Source organism: Nocardia sp. NPDC019395 (assembly GCF_040632335.1).
Lineage (GTDB): Bacteria > Actinomycetota > Actinomycetes > Mycobacteriales > Mycobacteriaceae > Nocardia.
Map to the genome: position 1 here is coordinate 214,689 of NZ_JBEYBT010000009.1, position 19,015 is coordinate 233,703.

15 protein-coding genes and 1 tRNA gene are annotated in these 19,015 nt (G+C 67.0%); 7 read left to right on the forward strand and 9 right to left on the reverse strand.

Annotated elements, in window-relative coordinates:
- Window positions 1-118 precede the first annotated feature (118 nt).
- Window positions 119-694 carry a redox-sensitive transcriptional activator SoxR gene (gene soxR / locus ABZ827_RS21075; RefSeq protein WP_357238955.1) on the forward strand — a complete coding sequence of 192 codons (576 nt, stop codon included), beginning with the start codon at window positions 119-121 and terminating at the stop codon, window positions 692-694.
- Here soxR and ABZ827_RS21080 read toward each other — a convergent pair.
- Window positions 615-1,529 (reverse strand): SDR family oxidoreductase, encoded by a 915-nt coding sequence (locus ABZ827_RS21080; protein WP_357238957.1) that lies wholly within the window; start codon window positions 1,527-1,529, stop codon window positions 615-617. The genes soxR and ABZ827_RS21080 overlap by 80 nt on opposite strands.
- Before the next feature lie 97 nt (window positions 1,530-1,626).
- A complete protein-coding gene (locus ABZ827_RS21085; protein WP_357238959.1) occupies window positions 1,627-3,819 on the reverse strand; it encodes a hypothetical protein in 2,193 nt (730 codons plus the stop codon).
- Between the two features lie 489 nt (window positions 3,820-4,308).
- Between ABZ827_RS21085 and ABZ827_RS21090 the strand changes: the two genes are divergently transcribed.
- From ABZ827_RS21090 to ABZ827_RS21115, 6 genes are all read left to right on the forward strand, one after another.
- A complete protein-coding gene (locus ABZ827_RS21090) occupies window positions 4,309-4,752 on the forward strand; it encodes a GyrI-like domain-containing protein (protein WP_357238960.1) in 444 nt (147 codons plus the stop codon).
- Window positions 4,749-5,204, forward strand: coding sequence for an effector binding domain-containing protein (locus tag ABZ827_RS21095; RefSeq protein WP_357238962.1), 456 nt, complete (start codon window positions 4,749-4,751; stop codon window positions 5,202-5,204). The genes ABZ827_RS21090 and ABZ827_RS21095 overlap by 4 nt, the downstream gene beginning before the upstream one ends.
- Before the next feature lie 273 nt (window positions 5,205-5,477).
- A complete protein-coding gene (locus tag ABZ827_RS21100; protein WP_357238964.1) occupies window positions 5,478-6,254 on the forward strand; it encodes a hypothetical protein in 777 nt (258 codons plus the stop codon).
- Window positions 6,244-8,388 carry an Rv1355c family protein gene (locus tag ABZ827_RS21105; RefSeq protein ID WP_357238965.1) on the forward strand — a complete coding sequence of 715 codons (2,145 nt, stop codon included), beginning with the start codon at window positions 6,244-6,246 and terminating at the stop codon, window positions 8,386-8,388. The genes ABZ827_RS21100 and ABZ827_RS21105 overlap by 11 nt, the downstream gene beginning before the upstream one ends.
- Window positions 8,389-8,431: 43 nt before the next feature.
- Entirely contained in the window at window positions 8,432-10,267 is a 1,836-nt protein-coding gene (locus ABZ827_RS21110; RefSeq protein ID WP_357238967.1) for a bifunctional diguanylate cyclase/phosphodiesterase, read from the forward strand.
- Window positions 10,268-10,357: 90 nt separating this feature from the next.
- Window positions 10,358-11,485, forward strand: a complete 1,128-nt coding sequence (locus ABZ827_RS21115; RefSeq protein ID WP_357238969.1) for a glycosyltransferase — start codon at window positions 10,358-10,360, stop codon at window positions 11,483-11,485.
- A 44-nt stretch (window positions 11,486-11,529) separates the two neighbouring features.
- Here the strand turns inward: ABZ827_RS21115 and ABZ827_RS21120 are convergent, their stop codons facing one another.
- The 7 genes from ABZ827_RS21120 to ABZ827_RS21150 form a co-directional block, all read right to left on the reverse strand.
- Complete coding sequence (locus tag ABZ827_RS21120) at window positions 11,530-12,000, reverse strand: DUF4254 domain-containing protein (RefSeq protein WP_357238971.1); 471 nt, start codon at window positions 11,998-12,000, stop codon at window positions 11,530-11,532.
- Window positions 12,001-12,258: 258 nt separating this feature from the next.
- Window positions 12,259-13,965 (reverse strand): hypothetical protein, encoded by a 1,707-nt coding sequence (locus ABZ827_RS21125; protein ID WP_357238973.1) that lies wholly within the window; start codon window positions 13,963-13,965, stop codon window positions 12,259-12,261.
- Window positions 13,966-14,382: 417 nt separating this feature from the next.
- Window positions 14,383-14,455, reverse strand: a tRNA-Ala gene (locus ABZ827_RS21130).
- A 122-nt stretch (window positions 14,456-14,577) separates the two neighbouring features.
- Window positions 14,578-15,603, reverse strand: coding sequence for a gephyrin-like molybdotransferase receptor GlpR (glpR, locus tag ABZ827_RS21135; protein WP_357238975.1), 1,026 nt, complete (start codon window positions 15,601-15,603; stop codon window positions 14,578-14,580).
- 262 nt (window positions 15,604-15,865) lie between these two features.
- Complete coding sequence (locus tag ABZ827_RS21140) at window positions 15,866-16,516, reverse strand: GNAT family protein (protein WP_357238977.1); 651 nt, start codon at window positions 16,514-16,516, stop codon at window positions 15,866-15,868.
- 11 nt (window positions 16,517-16,527) lie between these two features.
- Complete coding sequence (gene glp / locus ABZ827_RS21145) at window positions 16,528-17,787, reverse strand: gephyrin-like molybdotransferase Glp (protein WP_357238979.1); 1,260 nt, start codon at window positions 17,785-17,787, stop codon at window positions 16,528-16,530.
- 37 nt (window positions 17,788-17,824) lie between these two features.
- Window positions 17,825-18,790 (reverse strand): UTP--glucose-1-phosphate uridylyltransferase, encoded by a 966-nt coding sequence (locus tag ABZ827_RS21150; protein WP_357238981.1) that lies wholly within the window; start codon window positions 18,788-18,790, stop codon window positions 17,825-17,827.
- Between the last annotated feature and the right edge of the window lie 225 nt (window positions 18,791-19,015).

The window sequence follows — 19,015 nt, forward strand, 5'->3', positions numbered from 1 at the left end:
GTGCGCCGGCCCGCCTCGGGGCACACGGGCGACCATCGGGTTCGCGGCATATTTGCCGCGATTCCACCCACAGCGACCAGCAACCTGAAGTATGGTTGAGAGTGATGGAGGAGGGCAGATGCCGACAGCGGATTGGAAAACCAAGGAGCTGACCCCGGGTCAGCTCTCCGAGCGTAGCGGAGTCGCCGTGTCCGCGTTGCACTTCTACGAACGCGAAGGTCTCATCTCCAGCCGTCGGACCAGCGGAAATCAACGCCGCTACACGCGGGAGACGCTGCGTCGGGTGGCGTTCATCCGGATCTCCCAGCGCGTCGGTATCCCGCTGAGCGATATCCGCGAGGCCCTGGACCGTTTGCCCGAAGGTCGCACACCCACCCGCCGCGACTGGGAGACCCTGTCCACGGCGTGGCGTGCGGACCTGGAGGACCGGATAACCCAGCTGGTCCGGTTGCGGGACAACCTCACCGGATGTATCGGTTGCGGCTGCCTGTCACTGGGTAGCTGCAAACTCGTCAACGAATACGACCGGCTGGGCGCCGAAGGCCCGGGCGCCCGCGTCCTCGATGTCCACTTGAACTGCCCGGAACCGGGAGCCTGCGACCCCGGCGATCCGGTCAGTGTGCTTCCGGAGACTCAGAGCTCAGCGTGTTCCCCGCTGTCCGATCCTGATTCACCGACCGCTTCAGTGTGCTGAACTGGTGGTTTGCCTGGCGCATCAGCAGTTCGTAGGGGAAGGCGAACTTACGCTTCCACCAGTAACCGAACCGGATATCGAACGAGCTGTACACCAGGAACCGATTGCGTTCGATCCCCTTCAATATCGCCGCGGCGACCTTCTCCGGCGGCACCGCGTGACGGGTGAACAATGAAGTGACCCGCTGGACCCGCGGATGTTCCTTGTCCACACCGACCAGATCGAAGGACCGCACCAGCGGCGTGGCCACAGCGCCCGGCGTAACCAGATGCACCGAGATCCCGTGTTCGGCGAGCTCGAACCGCAGCACCTCCGACAAACCGCGCAGCCCGTACTTGCTGGCGCTGTAGGCGGCATGCCACGGCAAGGCCAGCAGCCCCGCCGCCGAGGAAACGTTCACCAGCGCGCCGGGCCGGCCCGACTTGACCATGGGCGGAACGAATCTTTCGATCACATTGATCGGCCCGAGCAGATTGATATCGATCATCCGACGCCAATGCCGGATCTCCAGGCTGTCGACGGTCCCCCAGACCGAGGTGCCGGCCACATTCATCACCACATCGACGCTGCCGAACGCCTCGTGCACGGCGGCGGCGAACTCCGCGACCGCGTCGTAGTCGGAGATATCCAGTGCCCGCGAGATCAGCACGGTCCCACCGGCCTGTTCGACCTCCGCGACCGTAGCGGCCAGCCCGTCGGCATCGATATCGGTCAGCACCAGGCGCGCCCCGTACGCGGCCGCGGCCAGCGCGGTCGCTTTTCCGATACCACTGGCAGCTCCGGTGACCAGCGTCTTCGCATCCGCCACCGATTTTCTGCGGTTGACCCGCCCCATGCTGAAACTCCCGATCCTGGCGACTGCACTGTCGGGCTGAAGCGTACCGAGCCGCGACCCCGGCGGCACAGTGAAAGCGCCGCGCCGCGCGGCCGGGTCACAGGTCCCAGGGGTCCTGCCCGAGTTCGGGGACGGTGTGGTCCAGATTGGACAGCCGCTTGACCGAGAGCTCGAACCGGTCGCGATTCGCCGGGGTGGGGTCGTCGCAGTAGGCACGAGCGATCGAGTAGTGCTCGGTAGCCACCTGGTGCGCGATCGCGGTACGCGTATCGCGGCCGACCCCGTTCCATTCGCCGGGACTGATATTCGCGCGTAGCGCCCGGTCGGAGTCCCAGTGTTCGCGCACCCGGGCGATGAACCCCTGATCGAGCTCAGCTCCGGGAACGGGCGCGAGGGTGTGGCGGGCCAGGCCGTCGGCGTCGGTGACGGCCTGGGCCGCGAACGCCATCTCCGCATCGGATCCGGCATGGTTGATCACCGCGTACCCGGCGGCAACGGCCTTCTGCAGCGGCGGGAAACCGTAGGGACTTCGGACCCTGGTGTCGTCGCGGACCTTCCGGGCGCGCAGATGGTTGGCGATCCGGTCGTGGTCGGCTCCCGCGTCCAGCAGCACGGCCGCGGTGTACCGGGCCGGCACCCGGTTGTTGTCGAGATATCTCAGGGCGCGGGAGAGACCGAGTTCGGTGGCGATACCGCCCCATGCGTCGGCTTCGCGGCGGGCCAGCAGCCGCCAGTTCTGCCGGCCCAGCGCACCCCACTGCGCGGACTCCTGCCGACTGGCCGCGGTGGCCATATTCACCCGTTCGTTGTGCATCCGGCCCAGTGCCAGTGGGGTCAGCGGGTTCACTGTGCGGGTCAGCCAGGCGGGCACCGGCGAGGCGTTGATCGTGTTGAGAGCGGCCAGGCCCCCGAGCACACCCAGGCCCGAGCCGCTGGATCCTTTGCCCCCGCCGGCCATTCCGAGCGCGGTACCGCCGGCGCCGGGTGACGCCCCCTGGATCGTGAGCGAGAAACGGTTGGCGACCCAGCTCGAACCACGAGTCAGACCCCTGGATAGTTGACCGAATTGCAGGATCGCGACGATTTCCACGAACGCCGCGATCACGACCACCGCGATCACCCGGCCTCGCGCCTGCTGGAACAGATTGCCCAGGAAGAGCAGGTAGACACCGACGAACACGGTGTACGCGCACATCCGGATCGCCGCGATACCCGAGTTCACCAGGTTCCGGACCAGAAACGTCTGGGTCGGGCCGAAAACGAAACCGCCTGCGGCGAAACCGAATATCGCCATGAATGCCTGGTAGACAGCATCGAGCGCGGCCCGGATCAACCGCATCGCCAGCACCGCCGCGAACAGCAGCAGGACCGCCGCCGAGACCAGCAGCAGCAATCCGGTGCCGAGCTGACCCATCTGTGGATGCGCGGCAGCCGCCGCCGCGTCGGTATCACCGCATGCTCCGAGCGCGCGCTGGGTCCGCTCGGCATCACCCGCGGTCATCCCCGCCGACCACGCCTCGGCGCAGGCGGAGCGATCGTCGACGATATGCCCGAAGTTCCATACCTGCACCGGCCGCCGCGCGAAGTTATCGGCCATCTCCGCCTGCAGCGTGCTCACCATCCGGTCCGGATTCCGGTCGTCCGATCCGTTCAGTCCGGCGGCGATCTCCATACCCACATCGCGGCCGCGGGCCAGTAGACCGTCGGAGCTCAGCGCACCGGCCAGCGGCGCAGCCAGGAACAGCGGCCCCAGGACCGCCACGGCGAGCATGGTCACCGTCTGCACGACGGCCCGGCCGTGGAAACCGCGCGCCGTGAACCAGGCCACGAAGAAGGCCCCGATGGCAGCGGCTGTCACCAGCACGGCCGGCGTCGCGATCTGCGCGGCGAGGGCATCGGCGATTCCACGCAGCGCGTCGGCGAACAGGTCGAGCCAGGCCATGCGCAGGACGAAACCGACGAACCAGGTCGCGGTGGCCACGATGATCATGTATCCGACGAATTCCAGGCCGATCAGCGCCCACACAACTGACCCCCCGGGATCGGCCAGGCCGCCGTGATCGCTCACGAACATGTAGTCGGCGAGGTTCACTCCGGCGGAATCCCGGATATTCATCCAGGCGACACCGTCCATCCGCCTCAGCCCGGTCGTATCCGATCCGTCCTGCGCGACCGCGACCGCGCCCACGGTCCCCGGGAAAACCGTGAACGTCAGCAACAGCGCGACGAAGCACAGGAAGCGCCGGCGCGCTCGTGATGCGCCCCTTGCGCGGCTGCCGAGAATGCGCACAGTAATCGATCCGGTTACTGTGCCGTGGGTATCGCGGGCCCGGGATTCGCGGGCAGCGCCCGCCGGTCTGCTCTGCCGATCATGCTCGCATTGGTAATCCCGCGGAATGAAGTTCAGCTGAACTGACAGTGGCTTATCGTGCCCGCGACGGTGAATTGAGAAGGAATATACCGTTACATACCCAGTGCTGAGAATACCGCTAGAATGCGCGAATTACACTGCGGGCAAGTCATATTCCGGACCGGATCGGGGAATTACTCACCCGTTGCCCATCGGTGGCAGGTTCGCCGATTCCGATGAATGATGGCGGGTTTACCCACCGAACACGGCCGGGATCGCACGAAACGCCGGCGACCGATGCCCGGGGTCCGGCCCGGCGAGCCGGATGCGGGCAAACCACCGGCACCGCCCCCGGTTGATAGCATGGCGAATCCGGCCGACCATCCGGTCGGCTTGCCCACCTGGAGACACCTCGGAAGAGCCGTTGGTATGCAGTTCGAAATAGTCGAGCGGGACGAGACATGGGTGGCCGGACTTCCGGTACGCAGCCCCAAACGCGCACTCGGCGAACTACGCGACCGCGATCTCGAGGGCGCCTGGTCGTCGGTACTCCATCATGAACTCGGTGGGCCGCTGGCCACGGCGTATACGGACTACTCACCCGACCTGGGCACCTACAACACGCAGATCGTCGGCTACCGATGCGACTCCTTCGACGAGGTCACCCGCGGCCATATGGTGGCCCGGCTCCCCCGCGGCACCTATGCGAAATTCTCCTCGGTGGGCAACTTCCCGCAGATCATGACGAGCCTGTGGACCCAGATCTCGTATGCCGAGGAGCATCATCAGATCAACCGGACCTTCACCGGTGATTTCGAGTTCTATCCGCACGCCTACAAGATCGACCTGTATCTGGCGGTCGAGCCGCGATGAGCTACACGATCGTGGTGCGCGGGGAGTCGGTGTATGCCGGCCTGGTCGTCCCGAAGGTCCGGCCCAGCTTCAAGGTGAGCAACAGCGAGCTCATCGAGTTCCTCAAAGACCGGTTGAGCGAACGGGTAGCGGAGTTCGCCGGCTCGGCCGACGCCGAGCGGCCCATGTACACCGTGTACGTCCGCACACCGACCGGAACCTACAACGCGCTGGTGTGTTTCGAGTACCAGGAGCCCTACGGCGCACCGGTGGGCGACATCCTGGTTCGCGTCCCGCGGGGTGTCTACGCGCGATTCGTCCCCAACGGTGACTACCACGATCCGGTCGAGGATGTATGGGCCCAGGTCGACGATGCCACCGCATCGGCCGAGATAACCCGCGCCTACCGCGAGGAGATAGAGATCTGGCACGGGTCGGAGTCGGTGGAGCTCTTCATTTCGATCACCGCGTGAGCGCTCCGGCCGGCACAGTTTCGTTGCCGGTCGATAACCATCTCAGAACCAACCGGTCTGGTGGTAACCGGTGATTATCGAATCACCCGGGTTGACCTGCGATAATAGTTCGGCCCGCGGTGAGTTTTCGGAAGAGTAACCAGAGTTCTGGTTAATTGTGTTTCGATGGCGGATACTGCACTGGGCACGCCGACGAGCCGGGGCGTCGGACGAGCTGCTGGACAAATAATCCCGCGCGCCTACCGGGCGTACGGGCGATAGAGTAGGAACTGCATGACTGTCGAAACGATCGCAGTCGGCCAGGAAGATCACCCGTGCGACGGCCGCGCTGCGGGTTTTCGCGACAACCTCTCCGGCTATGAAATCTGCGCCACTACCCCGGATCGATCCCCCGAACTCTGGCATCGCTACCTCGCCGGTGCGCGGATGGCCTACCGGCACTTCGGCAACGAGCAGGCTCTGGAATACGACGCGGTGGTGGACGGCGCCTCGACCACACTCTTCTTCGCCGCCACCGACCCGTCCGGCGAAGTGGTCGGCGGTCTCCGGGTACAGGGGCCGTACACCTGGGTGTCGGAGGTTTCCTCCCTCACACCGTGGATCGGCCGGCCGGGCGCGGCGGACCTGGGTCTCATGATGGCGCGGCGTATCCCACGCGGTGTGGTCGAATCCCGGGCGCTGTGGGTCGCCCGCGACGTGCCGCACCGCGACGAGCTCGCCGCCGCTATTTCCCGCTGTATGGCCCATGCTCCCCATCTGCTCAACGCCCGCTACGGGTTCGCGACGGTCGCCTCCTTCACCGCCGATCGGCACCGCGCGAGCGGCGCCGTGGTCGCGCAGGCGATCCCGCCGGTGCCGTACCCGGACGAGCGCTACCGCACCGTGCCGATTTGGTGGGATACCCGGACTTATCGCGTATTTGCCGATAAGTTGCAGTATCTATTGATGCGTGGTGAACTTCGCGCTATGGGATTAGCTGAACCGAGGTCGCGGCGGTCCATCCGGCCGCTGCGCCACGGTGGGGAGGAACGCCGGGCATATGGTCGGTGAAGCAGATCTCGGGGTGGAATACCGGCCGCTGGTCCTGGATCCAGGGGATCCCGAAGACGAGAGGGCCCTCGCCGGCCTTCGCGGCATACCGTATATCGAATTCAACGATCTGCGCGGTTTGCTGGCCGCCGAATTCGGCCGGCTCAATGACCCACCCGATACCGCCGAGGGCCCGGCGGACGACCGCTGGGTGTACTACCCGTGGCGGCGCAGCGTAATCGTCGTGCCCGGCCCGCGGACCTTCCGCGCGATCCGGCTGGACCGCAACCGCAACAAGCTCACCCGCGCCGAACAGGAGCGGCTGAGCACCCAGACGGTCGGGATCGTCGGGCAGAGTGTGGGACATGCCATCGCGTACACGCTGGCGCAGGAGGGGGTGTGCGGCGCCCTCCGCCTCGCCGATTTCGACGAGCTCGAACTGTCCAATCTCAACCGGGTGCCCGCCACACTGTTCGATATCGGGGTGAACAAGGCGATCGTCACGGCCCGCCGAATCGCCGAACTCGATCCGTACCTGCCGGTGGAGGTGCGCGGCGGCGGGGTCGATGCCGATACGGTCGACGAATTCGTCGACGGTATCGGCATCGTTGTGGAGGAATGCGATTCCCTCGATGTCAAACTGCTCGTCCGGGAAGCGGCCCGGCGCCGGAAGTTGCCGTTGATCATGGAGACCAGCGACCGCGGTCTGCTCGACGTCGAGCGCTTCGACCTCGAACCGGACCGCCCGCCGTTCCACGGCCTGCTCGGCGATACCGCGGCCGCCCAGCTGCGCGGCCTGTCCACCCGGGACAAGGCCCCCTATGTCGTCGGACTGCTGGGCGCCCGAGATCTGTCGGCCCGGATGGCGGGCAGCCTGGTCGAGGTGGGCGAAACACTGAACAGCTGGCCCCAACTGGGTGGCGATGTGATGCTCGGCGCGGCCAGTGTCGCCACGGCGGTCCGCCGGATCGGGCTGGGCCGGCCGCTGCGCTCGGGACGAACGCGCCTCGATATCGAACAGGCCCTGGACGCGCTGGCGGACCCGGATATCGATATCGACGACGATACGGCGGATATCGAGGCGGATCCCCCGGCCACCGCGCCGCTCGACCGGGTCCTCGAATGTGCCCAGCGCGCACCCTCGGGCGGAAATATCCAGCCCTGGTCATTGCACACCACTGCACGAGAGATCCGGATCGCCCTGGACCCGCGGTACACCACCACTATGGATATCGGCTATCGGGGCAGCGCCGTCGCGGTCGGCGCCGCGCTGTACAACGCCCGTGTCGCGGCCGCGGCCCACGATATTCTCGGCGGTCACGATTTCGTCGAAGACTCCGGCGCCCCGCTGACCGCGGTGCTGCGGCACGGTACCGGCACCGACCCCGATCTCGCCGCCGACTATCCGTACGCGCTCGCCCGGGAGACCAATCGGCGGCTCGGTTACGGCGGGGAGATACCGGCGCCGATACTGGCCGGGCTGGCCACCGCGGCGGCGGCCGAGGGAGCACAGATGCGGGCCGCCACCGATTCGCGCGCCCTGCGCGAGCTGGCCGTGGTCCTCGCCGAATCGGACCGAATCCGCTATCTCACCCCGCAGCTGCACCGGGAGATGTTCGCGGAGATGCGCTGGTCCGGGGACGACCTCACCGACGGTATCGATACACAATCGCTCGAACTGGCCCCCGACGAACGCGTGGCCCTGCAGATCGGGCGGCGCGCCGATGTGATGGCCCAATTGCACAGCTGGTCGGCCGGGGCCGCGCTCGGCGACTACGCCCGCGACAGGGTGCGTTCGAGTTCCGCCGTCGTGGCGGTCACCTTCGGCCCGGAACCCGGCGCCGACGGCGGCGGATTGAGCGGCTACGCCCGGGCCGGAGCGGCGGTCGCGCGGCTCTGGATCCAGGCCGAACGGTCGGGGCTGGCCGTGCAGCCGATGTCCCCGGTCTTCCTGTTTTCTGAAAACCGTACCGATCTGGATGCCCTTTCTCCGGCATACGCGGATAGACTGTCCAGACTTCAGGGTCGTTTCCTGGAAGTACTGGAAGTGCCGGAAAAAGAAAGCGTGGCGCTGGTACTACGCCTGAGTTACGCGGCAGCTGCCAGCGTGCGGAGCCGACGTCGCCCGATACCGGGCGGGGACCCCCGCAGTTAGTGTGATCGGAGATCAGGTGCCTCGGCGGACACTCGACTCGCTGGTGACTGAGGTCGCCGCGGAGCTGATGGGCGTCGATTCGGCGACCATGGTGTCGGCGACCGAGCAGGTACTGGCGATGCTGATCGACTACTTCGATGTGGACTTCAGCTATCTACGCCACAACGACCCCAGGAACCGGTCGACGGTACTGGTGGCCGAGTGGCCGCCCCGGCAGGACGTCCCCGACCCCGATCCGCTCCGGATCGTGTACTTCGACCAGGCCGATTCGGTGTTCCGGTCGCTCGAGCACGCCACCGAGCCGTTCCTGATCCCGGCCAGCGCCGCCGACTATCAGCAGACCATCCACTCCGCGTCCGGACTCGGCGATATCAGCTCCGCGGCGGTACCGCTGGTATCGCGCGGCAAATCCACCGGACTGCTGGGTTTCGTCAAGGTCGGCGACCGGGACTGGAGCAACCGCGAGCTCAATGTGCTCAAGGCGATCGCCACCCTCTTCGCCCAGCTGCAGGCCCGGGTGGAGGCCGAGGAGAAGCTGCGGTTCATCGCCCTGCACGACGATCTGACCGGCCTGTCGAACCGCCGGGCGCTGCTCGAACATATGGAACACCGGCTGCGGGCCGGCAGTCCCGGCCCGGTCGCGGCGTTCTTCCTCGACCTGGACCGGCTCAAGGCACTCAACGACTTCCTCGGCCATACCGCCGGTGACAAGTTCATCCGCACCCTGTCCGAGCGACTCCAGGACAATCTCGATCCCAACGATATGATCGCCCGCCTCGGCGGTGACGAGTTCGTGATCGTTCCCGCCAAACCGATGGATACCGTCGCCGCCGAACACGAGGCGTCCCGGATCCAGGAACTCATCAGCCGCCGGGTGACCGTCGGCGGTGAATCGGTGAGCCGCGGCGCCAGTGTCGGCGTGGCCGTCGGAATACCGGGCGAAACCACGGTCGCCGATGTGCTGCGGCGCGCAGACCACGCCCTGCTGTCGGCCAAATCCGGCGGCGGCAACGGCGTCGCGCTGTTCACCGATGCCATGCGCGCCCAGTTCGAACTGCAGGACGATGTCGAGCTCAATCTGCGCACCGCCGTATCCGACGGCTCGCTGATCCTGCACTATCAGCCCGAGGTAGATCTGCGCACCGGCCGTATCGTCGCGATGGAAGCCCTGGTCCGCTGGCTGCACCCCACCCGCGGCCTGCTCCCGCCCGGGGCGTTCGTCACCGTGGCGGAAGCCACGAATCTGGCCGGTGAACTGGGCCGCTGGGTTATCCGCACCGCCTGCTCCCAGTTCGCGCAATGGCGGCGGCAGGGCCTGGCGGCGAATATGGTCATGCGGATCAACGTGTCACCGGTACAGCTGGTGAGCCTGGACTTCGTGGAGCGGATCGAGGACATTCTGCGCCAGTTCGGGATCGACGGCAGCTCGATCTGCCTGGAGATCACCGAACACGTGGTGGTACAGGATCTGGCCCGCACGCAGGTCACGCTGCGCGGTCTCAAACGGATGGGTGTCCAGATCGCGATAGACGATTTCGGCACCGGCTACTCCTCGCTCTCCCATCTGAAGGCGCTCCCGGTGGACGCGGTGAAAATCGACCGCGGTTTCGTGCAGCGGCTCGGCGCCAGCACCGACGACCTCGCGATCGTGAAATCGATCATCGGGCTGGCGGGGTCGTTCGGCCTCGGCGTGGTCGGCGAGGGTGTGGAAACCCCGGTCGCCGCCCGCACCCTGGTCGGACTGGGCTGCTACCGGGCACAGGGGTTTCTCATCGCCCGGCCGCTACCGGCCGAGGAGGTCAGCGAACACCTGCATGTGGGCCGGATTCCGCTGAATCTCGATCTGCCGCGGGTCGGCGGCGCCCTGCCCGCCTCGTAGCGGGCCGGGCGCGCAAATAACACCAGGCCTTAACCACGAATTCAACGGCACGGTTCCATCGGTCACCCGGGCCCGGCGACGATCGGCGGCGTGCGCATTGTGCAATTGGCGAACTTCTACGGACCTCGTTCGGGGGGATTGCGTACTGCGTTGCATCATCTCGGTGAGGGATACGTGGCGGCCGGGCACGAGGTCGTACTGATCGTCCCGGGTTCACGCCGCTGCGAGGAAACCCTGCCGAACGGGGTCGTACGGATCACCCTGCCCGCGCTGCCGATCCCGGGGACCGGCGGCTACCGTGCCGCCGACCCCCGGCGAGTCGCCGACACCCTGACGGGATTGCGACCCGACGCGCTCGAGGTATCCGACCGGCTGACGTTGCGCGGCTTCGGGCGCTGGGCCCGGCGCCGGGATGTAGCGGGCGTGATGATCTCCCATGAGCGGCTGGACCGGCTGCTGGGCCAGATCATGCCCGGCCGGTACGCCCGCCGTTTCGCCGATATCGCCAACCGGCGCACCGCCGCCGAGTACGACATGGTCGTGTGCACCACGGAATTCGCGCAGGCGGAATTCCGCCGGATCGCCGCGCCGAATGTGGAAATGGTGCCGCTGGGAGTCGATCTGGACCTCTTCAGCCCGCGACGGCACGATCACGGCCTCCGCGCCGACCTCGGACTTCCCGGACACCCGTTCCTGGTGCACTGCGGCCGGCTGTCGGTGGAGAAACGCGTCGACCGCAGTATCGAAGCAGTGGCCGAACTACGCCGGGCCGGGGTCGAGGCACGACTGGTGGTCGCGGGCGACGGCCCCCGCCGGGATGCCCTCGAACGCCGGGCTCGGACGGTACCCGCACTGCCCGGTGGGTTGCCCGCCGTCCATTTCACCGGGTTCATCACCGACCGTGCGGCGGTGGCGACACTTCTGGCGACAGCGGATATCTCGCTCGCGCCCGGCCCGCACGAAACCTTCGGGCTGGCCGCGCTGGAGGCCCTGGCCGCGGGTACACCGGTGGTGGCCAGCCGATCTTCGGCGCTCGCCGATATCGTCACCGCCGACTGCGGCGCCGTAGCCGCCGACGACCCGGCGGCGTTCGCCGACGCTGTCACCGATGTTCTCGCCCGGCCGGCGGCGTTACGGCGCGGTGCGGCCCGCCGGCGAGCCGAACAGTTCACCTGGCCGGCGGCTGTCTCGGGAATGCTGGCGGTCCTGGACCGCTGATCGCCGGTGCCCCGCCCCGTTGCGGCCGGGCACCGGCGGCCGGGTCAGGCCCGGGCCGGAAGCCGCCGGCGGCCACCGACGATCTCGGTGATCAGTTCGGTGTAACCGTCGATCAATTCGGCGAGGCGGTGCCAGCGTTTCCGGGCGTGATGGTCGCGGGATCCGTCAGTTTCGACCACCTGGTTGGCATCGACCCACCCCGAGGCCATACGGTCGATCACCGCGCCCAGCGTTTCGGTATGGATCAATCCTTCGTGACGTAATGGTGCTCGTTCGATGATCCAGTCGTCGATATCCTCGACTAGTTCCCGGCGGCGGTGGTCGACCTCGACCACCAGGCGTGCGTCGCGCATCGTCGCCCGGCGCGCGTGCAGCGCGGCGAGGGCATGAGCCGACCGCAGCAGATCGTGATCGGCGAACTTGGTCCCCTGGAAACTACACAGCAACTGTGTCGCTGTCGGCAGAATGCCCCGTTGGGGCGCGACCTGCCTCCCCACTCGAACGTCGCCTGGCACCATCACACTCTGTTCAAACATGATCGGCTCTCGATTCGGTCGTACCGCACATCGGACAGGTTTTGTTCAGTCGCTGACAATAGTTGATCTACATCACCGCTCGCTGTAGAAACGCACTATTGCGTTCGCGTTTTGGAGTAAAATTTGCCCAATCCCGCCGCCGCGCAGCAGCAAACGACCCGTGCCGATCTCGGCCGAGGGCGGTACCTGCGCGAATCCAGCAGGGACCCAGGAAGTTATCCGGTGTCGCGAGGCATCTCAGCCCGCGAGAGTTTGCCCCGTACGCAGCGTCGGCCCGCAACCCTCTGTCTGCTGAACCTCCACAAGGGGAGGGATGGCTGTGCCCGCGTAGTCGCGAAGTCGCTCGAGTTGGTGCCGGTCGCGCACAACGTCTTTGCGGACCCAGTCCTCGTCCGGCACAGCCGGGTCCTGGGATTGTTGTAGTACGTAGTAGTCGCGCCTGATCCGCGCGTCGGTGGTGATGTTGTTCTCCAGCCACGGTCCGTGCGTATGCACGAAGGTGGGCCGGAGCTCCTCGAACACATAGTCGCCGAAGGTGGTGTGGTCGTTGCCGGCGATGATGTCTGCCATCCGGGTATGAGTGAGGCCCGCCATATCGATCATCTGTAAGCGGGATGTCAGCGAGCTTCCGCCCATATCGGGGGTGAGCAATGTGCCGTGCTGTAAACCGAGAATGTCCGCGTAGCCGTTGAACAGGCGTCCGAACCGCAGGGCGATCCAGCACACCGGTACATCCTCGTCGGCGCGATACGACTCGGATGCTTCGGCGAACGCGGCGCCGGACGGGATCAGAGCGACGGCCAGCACCAGCACGACCACGGTCCGGCCGTATTTGCGCAACCTCGCCAGCACCTGCCCGGTCGAGAACACGAGAACAACCGCACCGAGAGCCCATGCCGGAGTAGCGAACCGGAATTGCGCCATCCAGTCCGGCTCCAGGACACAGTAGGCGGTCACCGCCAACGCCAGCGGTACCAACAGCGCGGCAGCGCCGTCACGCCATTTGCTCGGCGGCCACAGCGCGAGCCCGATCACCGCGAGGGCCGCGATCACCGCGGGCGCGCCCGCGTAGTGCACCAGCTCGCGCGCCCTGGCCAGGTCGTACACGGTCGGCGGCGCCTGATGTTTGGCGACGGCGGTATTCGGCACAAACCTGCCGAACTCGATGATCCGCCACAGCAGATAGGTCCCGAAGGGAATCGCGAACGCGATTCCTGAATACAGTCCGCACCGAACAGCGGCGGGTAACGTGGCCCGGCGCACCAGTATCACCGAAACCACAGGGTAAGCGGCCAGGTAGATCAGGCCGTCCGGACGGGTCAACGCGGCAAACGCCGCCAGCGCACCGGCTGTCACGGCTGTCAACGGCGTCCACAACCGCTCATCCAGCACAGCCAGAAACAAGTGGACGGCCAGAACGCACACCACCAGGGCGAACAACGCGTTCTCCAGGCCGGAAAAACACCAGATCACGAACGAGGGGATCGCGGCCAGGGTCGCGCCCGTCGCGAAGGTCACCAGCGCGGGCCACCGTGATACCCGGCGTGCGGCGGCGTAGCACGCGGCCAGGATCCCCATACAGCAGATCAGCGCGACCGCCTTCGGATAAAGGGCATAGTCGGGGATACCGAAGAGAGCTCCCCGGTCGAAAAGACCACACCATCTGCCCACCATCAGCACGAAGAGCCAGGTCGGGTTGGAGAATCCTTCAACCGGCTCCGCGCCGGGCTGCAGCACCGGCCCCAGCCCCTCGGCGGCACTGCGCGCGTATGCGAAGGTGATGCCCGCATCGTCGACTATCCAGTTGCCGTACTCGGCCGCGCGCCATCCCAGCAGTGCGGCGCCGCCCAGCACCGCTGCCGTCGGAGCCGGCCACGACCGGCCACGACGCTGCGGCACCCCCTCCGAAACCTCGACCACAGCCGGCAGATCCGCCGTCAGCACCGCAACACCCTCCGCCCGATCGTGCTCGCGCGGCCGTCCGAAATCGACGCACCGCACGATCGGCCAGCCTGCCGATTCCGGCAGCAGAATGCAAACGGAGCAGCGAAACACCTTGTGCCCCTTGTATTGGCACCCTCCCCGCGCCCCTCGGTCGATACCGGCCACCGGCCACCCGCATATGGGACCGTCCGGCTATGACACCGCCATACCGACCGAGATACAGAGCCAGGCTTCGCACGGGATCGACAACATCCACGCCGCCCCGAAGGGCGAGATGAGGGTTCCCGGGTGTCCGGGCCGGTACCGGACCCGCCGAAGCGAACGGGACCGCGCCCGAATCAGGCGACGGTCCCGCAGCTATAGGTAACGACGAATCCAGGAACCCGAACGCCCTGTGTTCCGGCAAGTCTTCCAGGGTGGAGCTAGGGAGAATCGAACTCCCGACCTTCTCGATGCGAACGAGACGCGCTACCAACTGCGCTATAGCCCCGTGCGGCTCGGTGAACCGCGCTGTGTCACTCTAGCAAACCGGGTTGCCGTACACCGAATCGGGGTGTTGACCTGCGGTTATCCCCAGAGAAGCCCCGGCCGGACGACATCGTCCGGGCCCGGTCACGCCCCGGCTGCCCGCCGGACATCTCCACCGCTGGCCCGGTGTCGCACCGTCCGGGCAATTGTCGCGTCGTAGGCGTCCAGATGCTCGAAGGCCGGATCTTCGTCATCCCGTTCGAGCAACTGGGAGCGGCGGCGCAGAGCGCGAGCGGTATCGCGGTCCATACCCGGGCGGGCGGCGGGCACCTGGCCTGTTTCATCCGAATCGGCGGACTCCGCGGCCGGCATCTGGTCGCGGTCGGCCAGCCGCGCACTGCGCCGCCGCCGGATCTCCTGTTCGATGCGCACCTGTTTGCGCAGGTAGACCAGATATGCGATCAGCGACAGTGCGGCGCCGCCACACCCCCACCAGAGCAGGGGGCTGATCGCCACCGCGAGTCCGCCGCACAGCACCGCACCGAGAATCAGCGCGACCACGGCCCGCTGCCGGAAGGTGTAGCGCGCGGCGCGGGCGATGGCATCGGCCTCGGGGTCGTAGCCGCCGCGACCCCGCCGGCTGGGAACGAATTCGGACTCGTCGGCTGCCGTTTCGGGCGCCGGCGCGCGCCGCGCGTTCACTCGTACCGGCGGAATCCGCGCGGGCGCGGCGTCCTCGAACGACGGCGCGGTCTCGTTATCGGCCGCGATATCGCCGCCGGAATCGACTCCGGTGTCGTCAGCGGTTTCCGCGAACCCGGTGTCGCCGGTGTCGCCGATATCGTCGAACCCCTCGTCGTCGGGTCCGTGGTCGCCGGCACCGGTGTCCAGGTGCTCCTCTTCGGTCTCGGCGACGGTCTCCTCGGCTGTTGTCGTCATGCGATCCTCCGCATCGTTGCCGTGGTGACGCTTCCGGTGGGACCGGCCGGACCGCTTCTTGCGGACATACCCACTTCCCTTGCGCCGTTTGGAATCTCCACGATGCAGCACCCGCGTAGCCAGTGCGGTGTCGGTCGTCCGGCGAATTCTCGGATGCCGGTCGGCGAGGATAGGGAACAGGACGAAGACCCAGAGCACGACCAGACCGATCCACAGGATCGAGTTCGGCATCGTCGTCAGCACCTCCGTCCGGCATGGTCGTCGTCCAAGCCCACGCCATGACCGTAGGCGTCCCGACGCCGGAGTTCCTTCCCCGCGGGTACGTCTCGCAGATCGTGGTACGAGCTTCCGATCGGTGACGCGAGGCGCACCACCGACGTCCGTAGGTTAATTCCGAGTAGGGGTACGACACGGCAGGCGCGCCGTGCACATACGCCACATGAGTCACATTTCCACCAATACCGGCTCGAACAGGCCGCTTCCCAGCGGCCTGTCAGCGCAGCGTCAACCGCCCTTCCCGGGCCAGCCGATCGATAACCCTGCCGGACAACTCTTCCGCCGTCATGGCGACCAGCAGATGATCACGCCAGGCACCGTCCACATCGAGATACCTACGCAGCAAACCCTCTTCACGGAAGCCGACGTTGCGCAGCACCGCCTGACTCGCCAGATTCTCCGGCCGGACCGTGGCCTCCACCCGATGCAACCCCACCGGCCCGAAACAGTGATCGAGTCCCAGCGCCAGCGCCGCCGTCGCCACACCCTGTCCGCCGAGATCCCGGGTCACCCAGTACCCGATCCACGCCGAACGCAACGCCCCGCGCACGATATTGCCCACCGTGAGCTGGCCGCCGAACGCACCGTCGACCTCGATGACGAGCGGAATCATGACACCGCGGCGAGCCTCGGCCTTCAGGCTCGACCACAGCGGCGGCCAGTTCGACGCGTGATTACGCGCATCCCACGAACCACGCCCCGTCGGCTCCCACGGCTCCAGATGGTCCTGATCCCGCAACCGGATCCGGCTCCACGCCGCCGCGTCCCGCAACCGCACCGGCCGCAGCGTCACCTCCCCGGCCGCCACCCGCACCGGACCCAGGTGCGCGGGCCACCCGGGATGCTGCGCGGCCCGGAAAACGTTCATGGACTCCACTTCTAGCCGCGCTGCGCCAGGAACGCGACCCGAACCTTGTCGCCGGTGCGAATTTCGGTGTCATCCGCTTCGACCACGATCAGGCTGTTGGCCTCCGACATGGCGGCCAGCAGATGTGACGAAGCGCCCGCGGTATTCCCCAGGGCCTGCACCAGATACTCACCGGTGGCCTCGTCTCGCATCAACTGAGCCCGCAGATAACCCTTACGCCCGGCCATCGACTGGATGGGCGTTATCGTCCGCGCGCGCACGATACGGCGCATCGGCTGCCGCCTGCCCAGCGCGATCCGGATCAGCGGACGCACCATCACCTCGAAAACCACCAGGGCGCCCACCGGGTTCGACGGCAACAAGAAGGTCGGCACCTCGTCGCGGCCGAGCCGGCCGAACCCCTGCACCGACCCCGGATGCATGGCGACCCGGGCGATCTCCAGATCGCCGAGCCCGGCCAAAGCCTCGGACACCTGCTCGGAAGCCCAGCCGCCGACCGCGCCGGCGATCACCACCACCTCGGCCCGCACCAACTGGCCCTCGACCACATCACGCAGCCGGCGGGGGTCGGCGTCGACGATACCGACCCGGTTCACATCCGCACCGGCATCGCGCGCGGCAGCGGCCAGCGCGTAAGAGTTCACGTCGTAGACCTGCCCCGGCCCGGGTGTCCGATCGATATCGACCAGCTCTTCTCCGATGGAGATCACCGAGAGCCGCGGCCGCGGATGCACCAGCACCTTGTCCTGCCCGACCGCGGCCAGCAACCCCACCTGAGCAGGCCCGATGATCGTGCCCGCGCGCACCGCCACATCCCCCGGCTGCACATCGTCACCGGCGCGGCGCACATAGTCGCCGGAACGCACCGGTTCGTACACTTTGAGCCGGCCGCGGCCGCCGTCGGTGAAATCCAACGGCAGCACGGCGTCCGCGAGAGTCGGTAGCGGCGCCCCCGTCACCACCCGCACCGTCTGCCTCGGCTGCAACCGGATCGGCTGGCGGGAACCGGCGAGTACCTCACCGACCACCGGCAGCGTCAGATCGACCAGATCGCCGTCCTCATCGCGGATATCGGCGCCCGCGGAAGCGACATCCACACTGCGCACGGCATATCCGTCGATCGCGGCCTGATCGAAACCGGGCAGCGGACGCTCGGTCACGACGTCCTCGGCGCACAACAGCCCGTGAGCCTCCGATATCGCGACCCGCACCGGCCGCGGCGCGACGGCCGCGGCCGTCACTTTGATCTGCTGATCCTCGACAGAGCGCATCCAGCCCTTCCCGATGTCCTCGCCGGAACAGGCGACCTCATTCGTCCACGGTGAGTTGCGGATCCCAGTCCGGACTCAGCCGGTGCTGGAGCCACTCGCGCAACGCGGGACCGTACTCGTCACGCTCCAACGCGAAATCCACCGCAGCACGAAGATAGCCGCCCGGGTTACCCAGATCGTGGCGCGACCCACGGTGGACAACCACATGTACCGGATGTCCTTCGTCGATCAGCAGCGAAATCGCGTCGGTGAGTTGCAGTTCCCCACCGGCACCGGGACCGATCCGCCGGAGCGCGTCGAAGATCGCACGATCGAGCAGGTAACGGCCGGCCGCGGTATAGGTCGACGGGGCCTCGGCCAAACTCGGCTTCTCGACCATTCCTTTCACGCGCAGCACATTCGGATTGACGGCATCGGGAACCGGGGCCACATCGAAAACCCCGTAAGCGCTCACCTGATCTTTGGGTACGTCGATGGCGCAGAGCACGGAACCACCGCGTTTTCGCCGCACCCGGTTCATCACATCCAGCACTCCGCAGGGCAGCACCAGATCGTCGGGCAGCAGAACGGCGATGGTTTCCTCGTCCGGGTCGAGCACGGCCTCGGCCTGGGCGACCGCGTGCCCGAGCCCCAGCGGCTCCTCCTGGACGACGGAGGTGACATCGAGCAGGCCCGGCGCTTTACGTACTTTCTCCAGGAGCGCGAACTTTCCGCGCTCGGCCAGCGTGCTCTCGAGCACCAGATCCTCGACGAAATGGGCGACGACGCCGTCCTTGCCCGGGGAGGTCACGATCACCAGCCGCTGGGCACCGGATCCGGCGGCCTCGCTGGCGACGAGTTCGATACCCGGGGTGTCGACCACGGGCAGCAATTCCTTGGGGACGGTCTTGGTGGCGGGCAGGAACCTGGTTCCGAGCCCGGCCGCGGGTACTACGGCTGTCCGGAAATCCGGTCCCGACGGATGGACTCCCCCGATACCCTGTTCTGCGGCCTCTGCTGTCATATACACACCCTAGCCACCTGAACCTGTGTTCAAACTGTGGTGTGTCCGGGGGTCCGGGGGGGGGAGGTTGGGTCTCGGGTTTGCGGGGTGGGCCGTGGAGGTGGGGGAAGCGAGGCCATTCGTGAAGGTGCTGTGTTTTTGGCGCCGCCTGCGGCGGCGCGGGTTCGGGGCCCCCTTGGTCTCGTTCTTCACTCCCGGCGCTCAGTCGCTGCGCTCCTTCGCTCT

Coding starts and splice junctions, on each gene's coding strand:
- glpR (WP_357238975.1), bottom strand. CDS start 15,603: ATGCCGAACTCGATCCTGTGGATCGGTCTGGTCGTGCTCTGGGTCTTC.
- ABZ827_RS21105 (WP_357238965.1), top strand. CDS start 6,244: ATGGTCGGTGAAGCAGATCTCGGGGTGGAATACCGGCCGCTGGTCCTG.
- ABZ827_RS21150 (WP_357238981.1), bottom strand. CDS start 18,790: ATGACAGCAGAGGCCGCAGAACAGGGTATCGGGGGAGTCCATCCGTCG.
- ABZ827_RS21095 (WP_357238962.1), top strand. CDS start 4,749: ATGAGCTACACGATCGTGGTGCGCGGGGAGTCGGTGTATGCCGGCCTG.
- ABZ827_RS21140 (WP_357238977.1), bottom strand. CDS start 16,516: ATGAACGTTTTCCGGGCCGCGCAGCATCCCGGGTGGCCCGCGCACCTG.
- ABZ827_RS21080 (WP_357238957.1), bottom strand. CDS start 1,529: ATGGGGCGGGTCAACCGCAGAAAATCGGTGGCGGATGCGAAGACGCTG.
- glp (WP_357238979.1), bottom strand. CDS start 17,787: ATGCGCTCTGTCGAGGATCAGCAGATCAAAGTGACGGCCGCGGCCGTC.
- ABZ827_RS21100 (WP_357238964.1), top strand. CDS start 5,478: ATGACTGTCGAAACGATCGCAGTCGGCCAGGAAGATCACCCGTGCGAC.
- soxR (WP_357238955.1), top strand. CDS start 119: ATGCCGACAGCGGATTGGAAAACCAAGGAGCTGACCCCGGGTCAGCTC.
- ABZ827_RS21090 (WP_357238960.1), top strand. CDS start 4,309: ATGCAGTTCGAAATAGTCGAGCGGGACGAGACATGGGTGGCCGGACTT.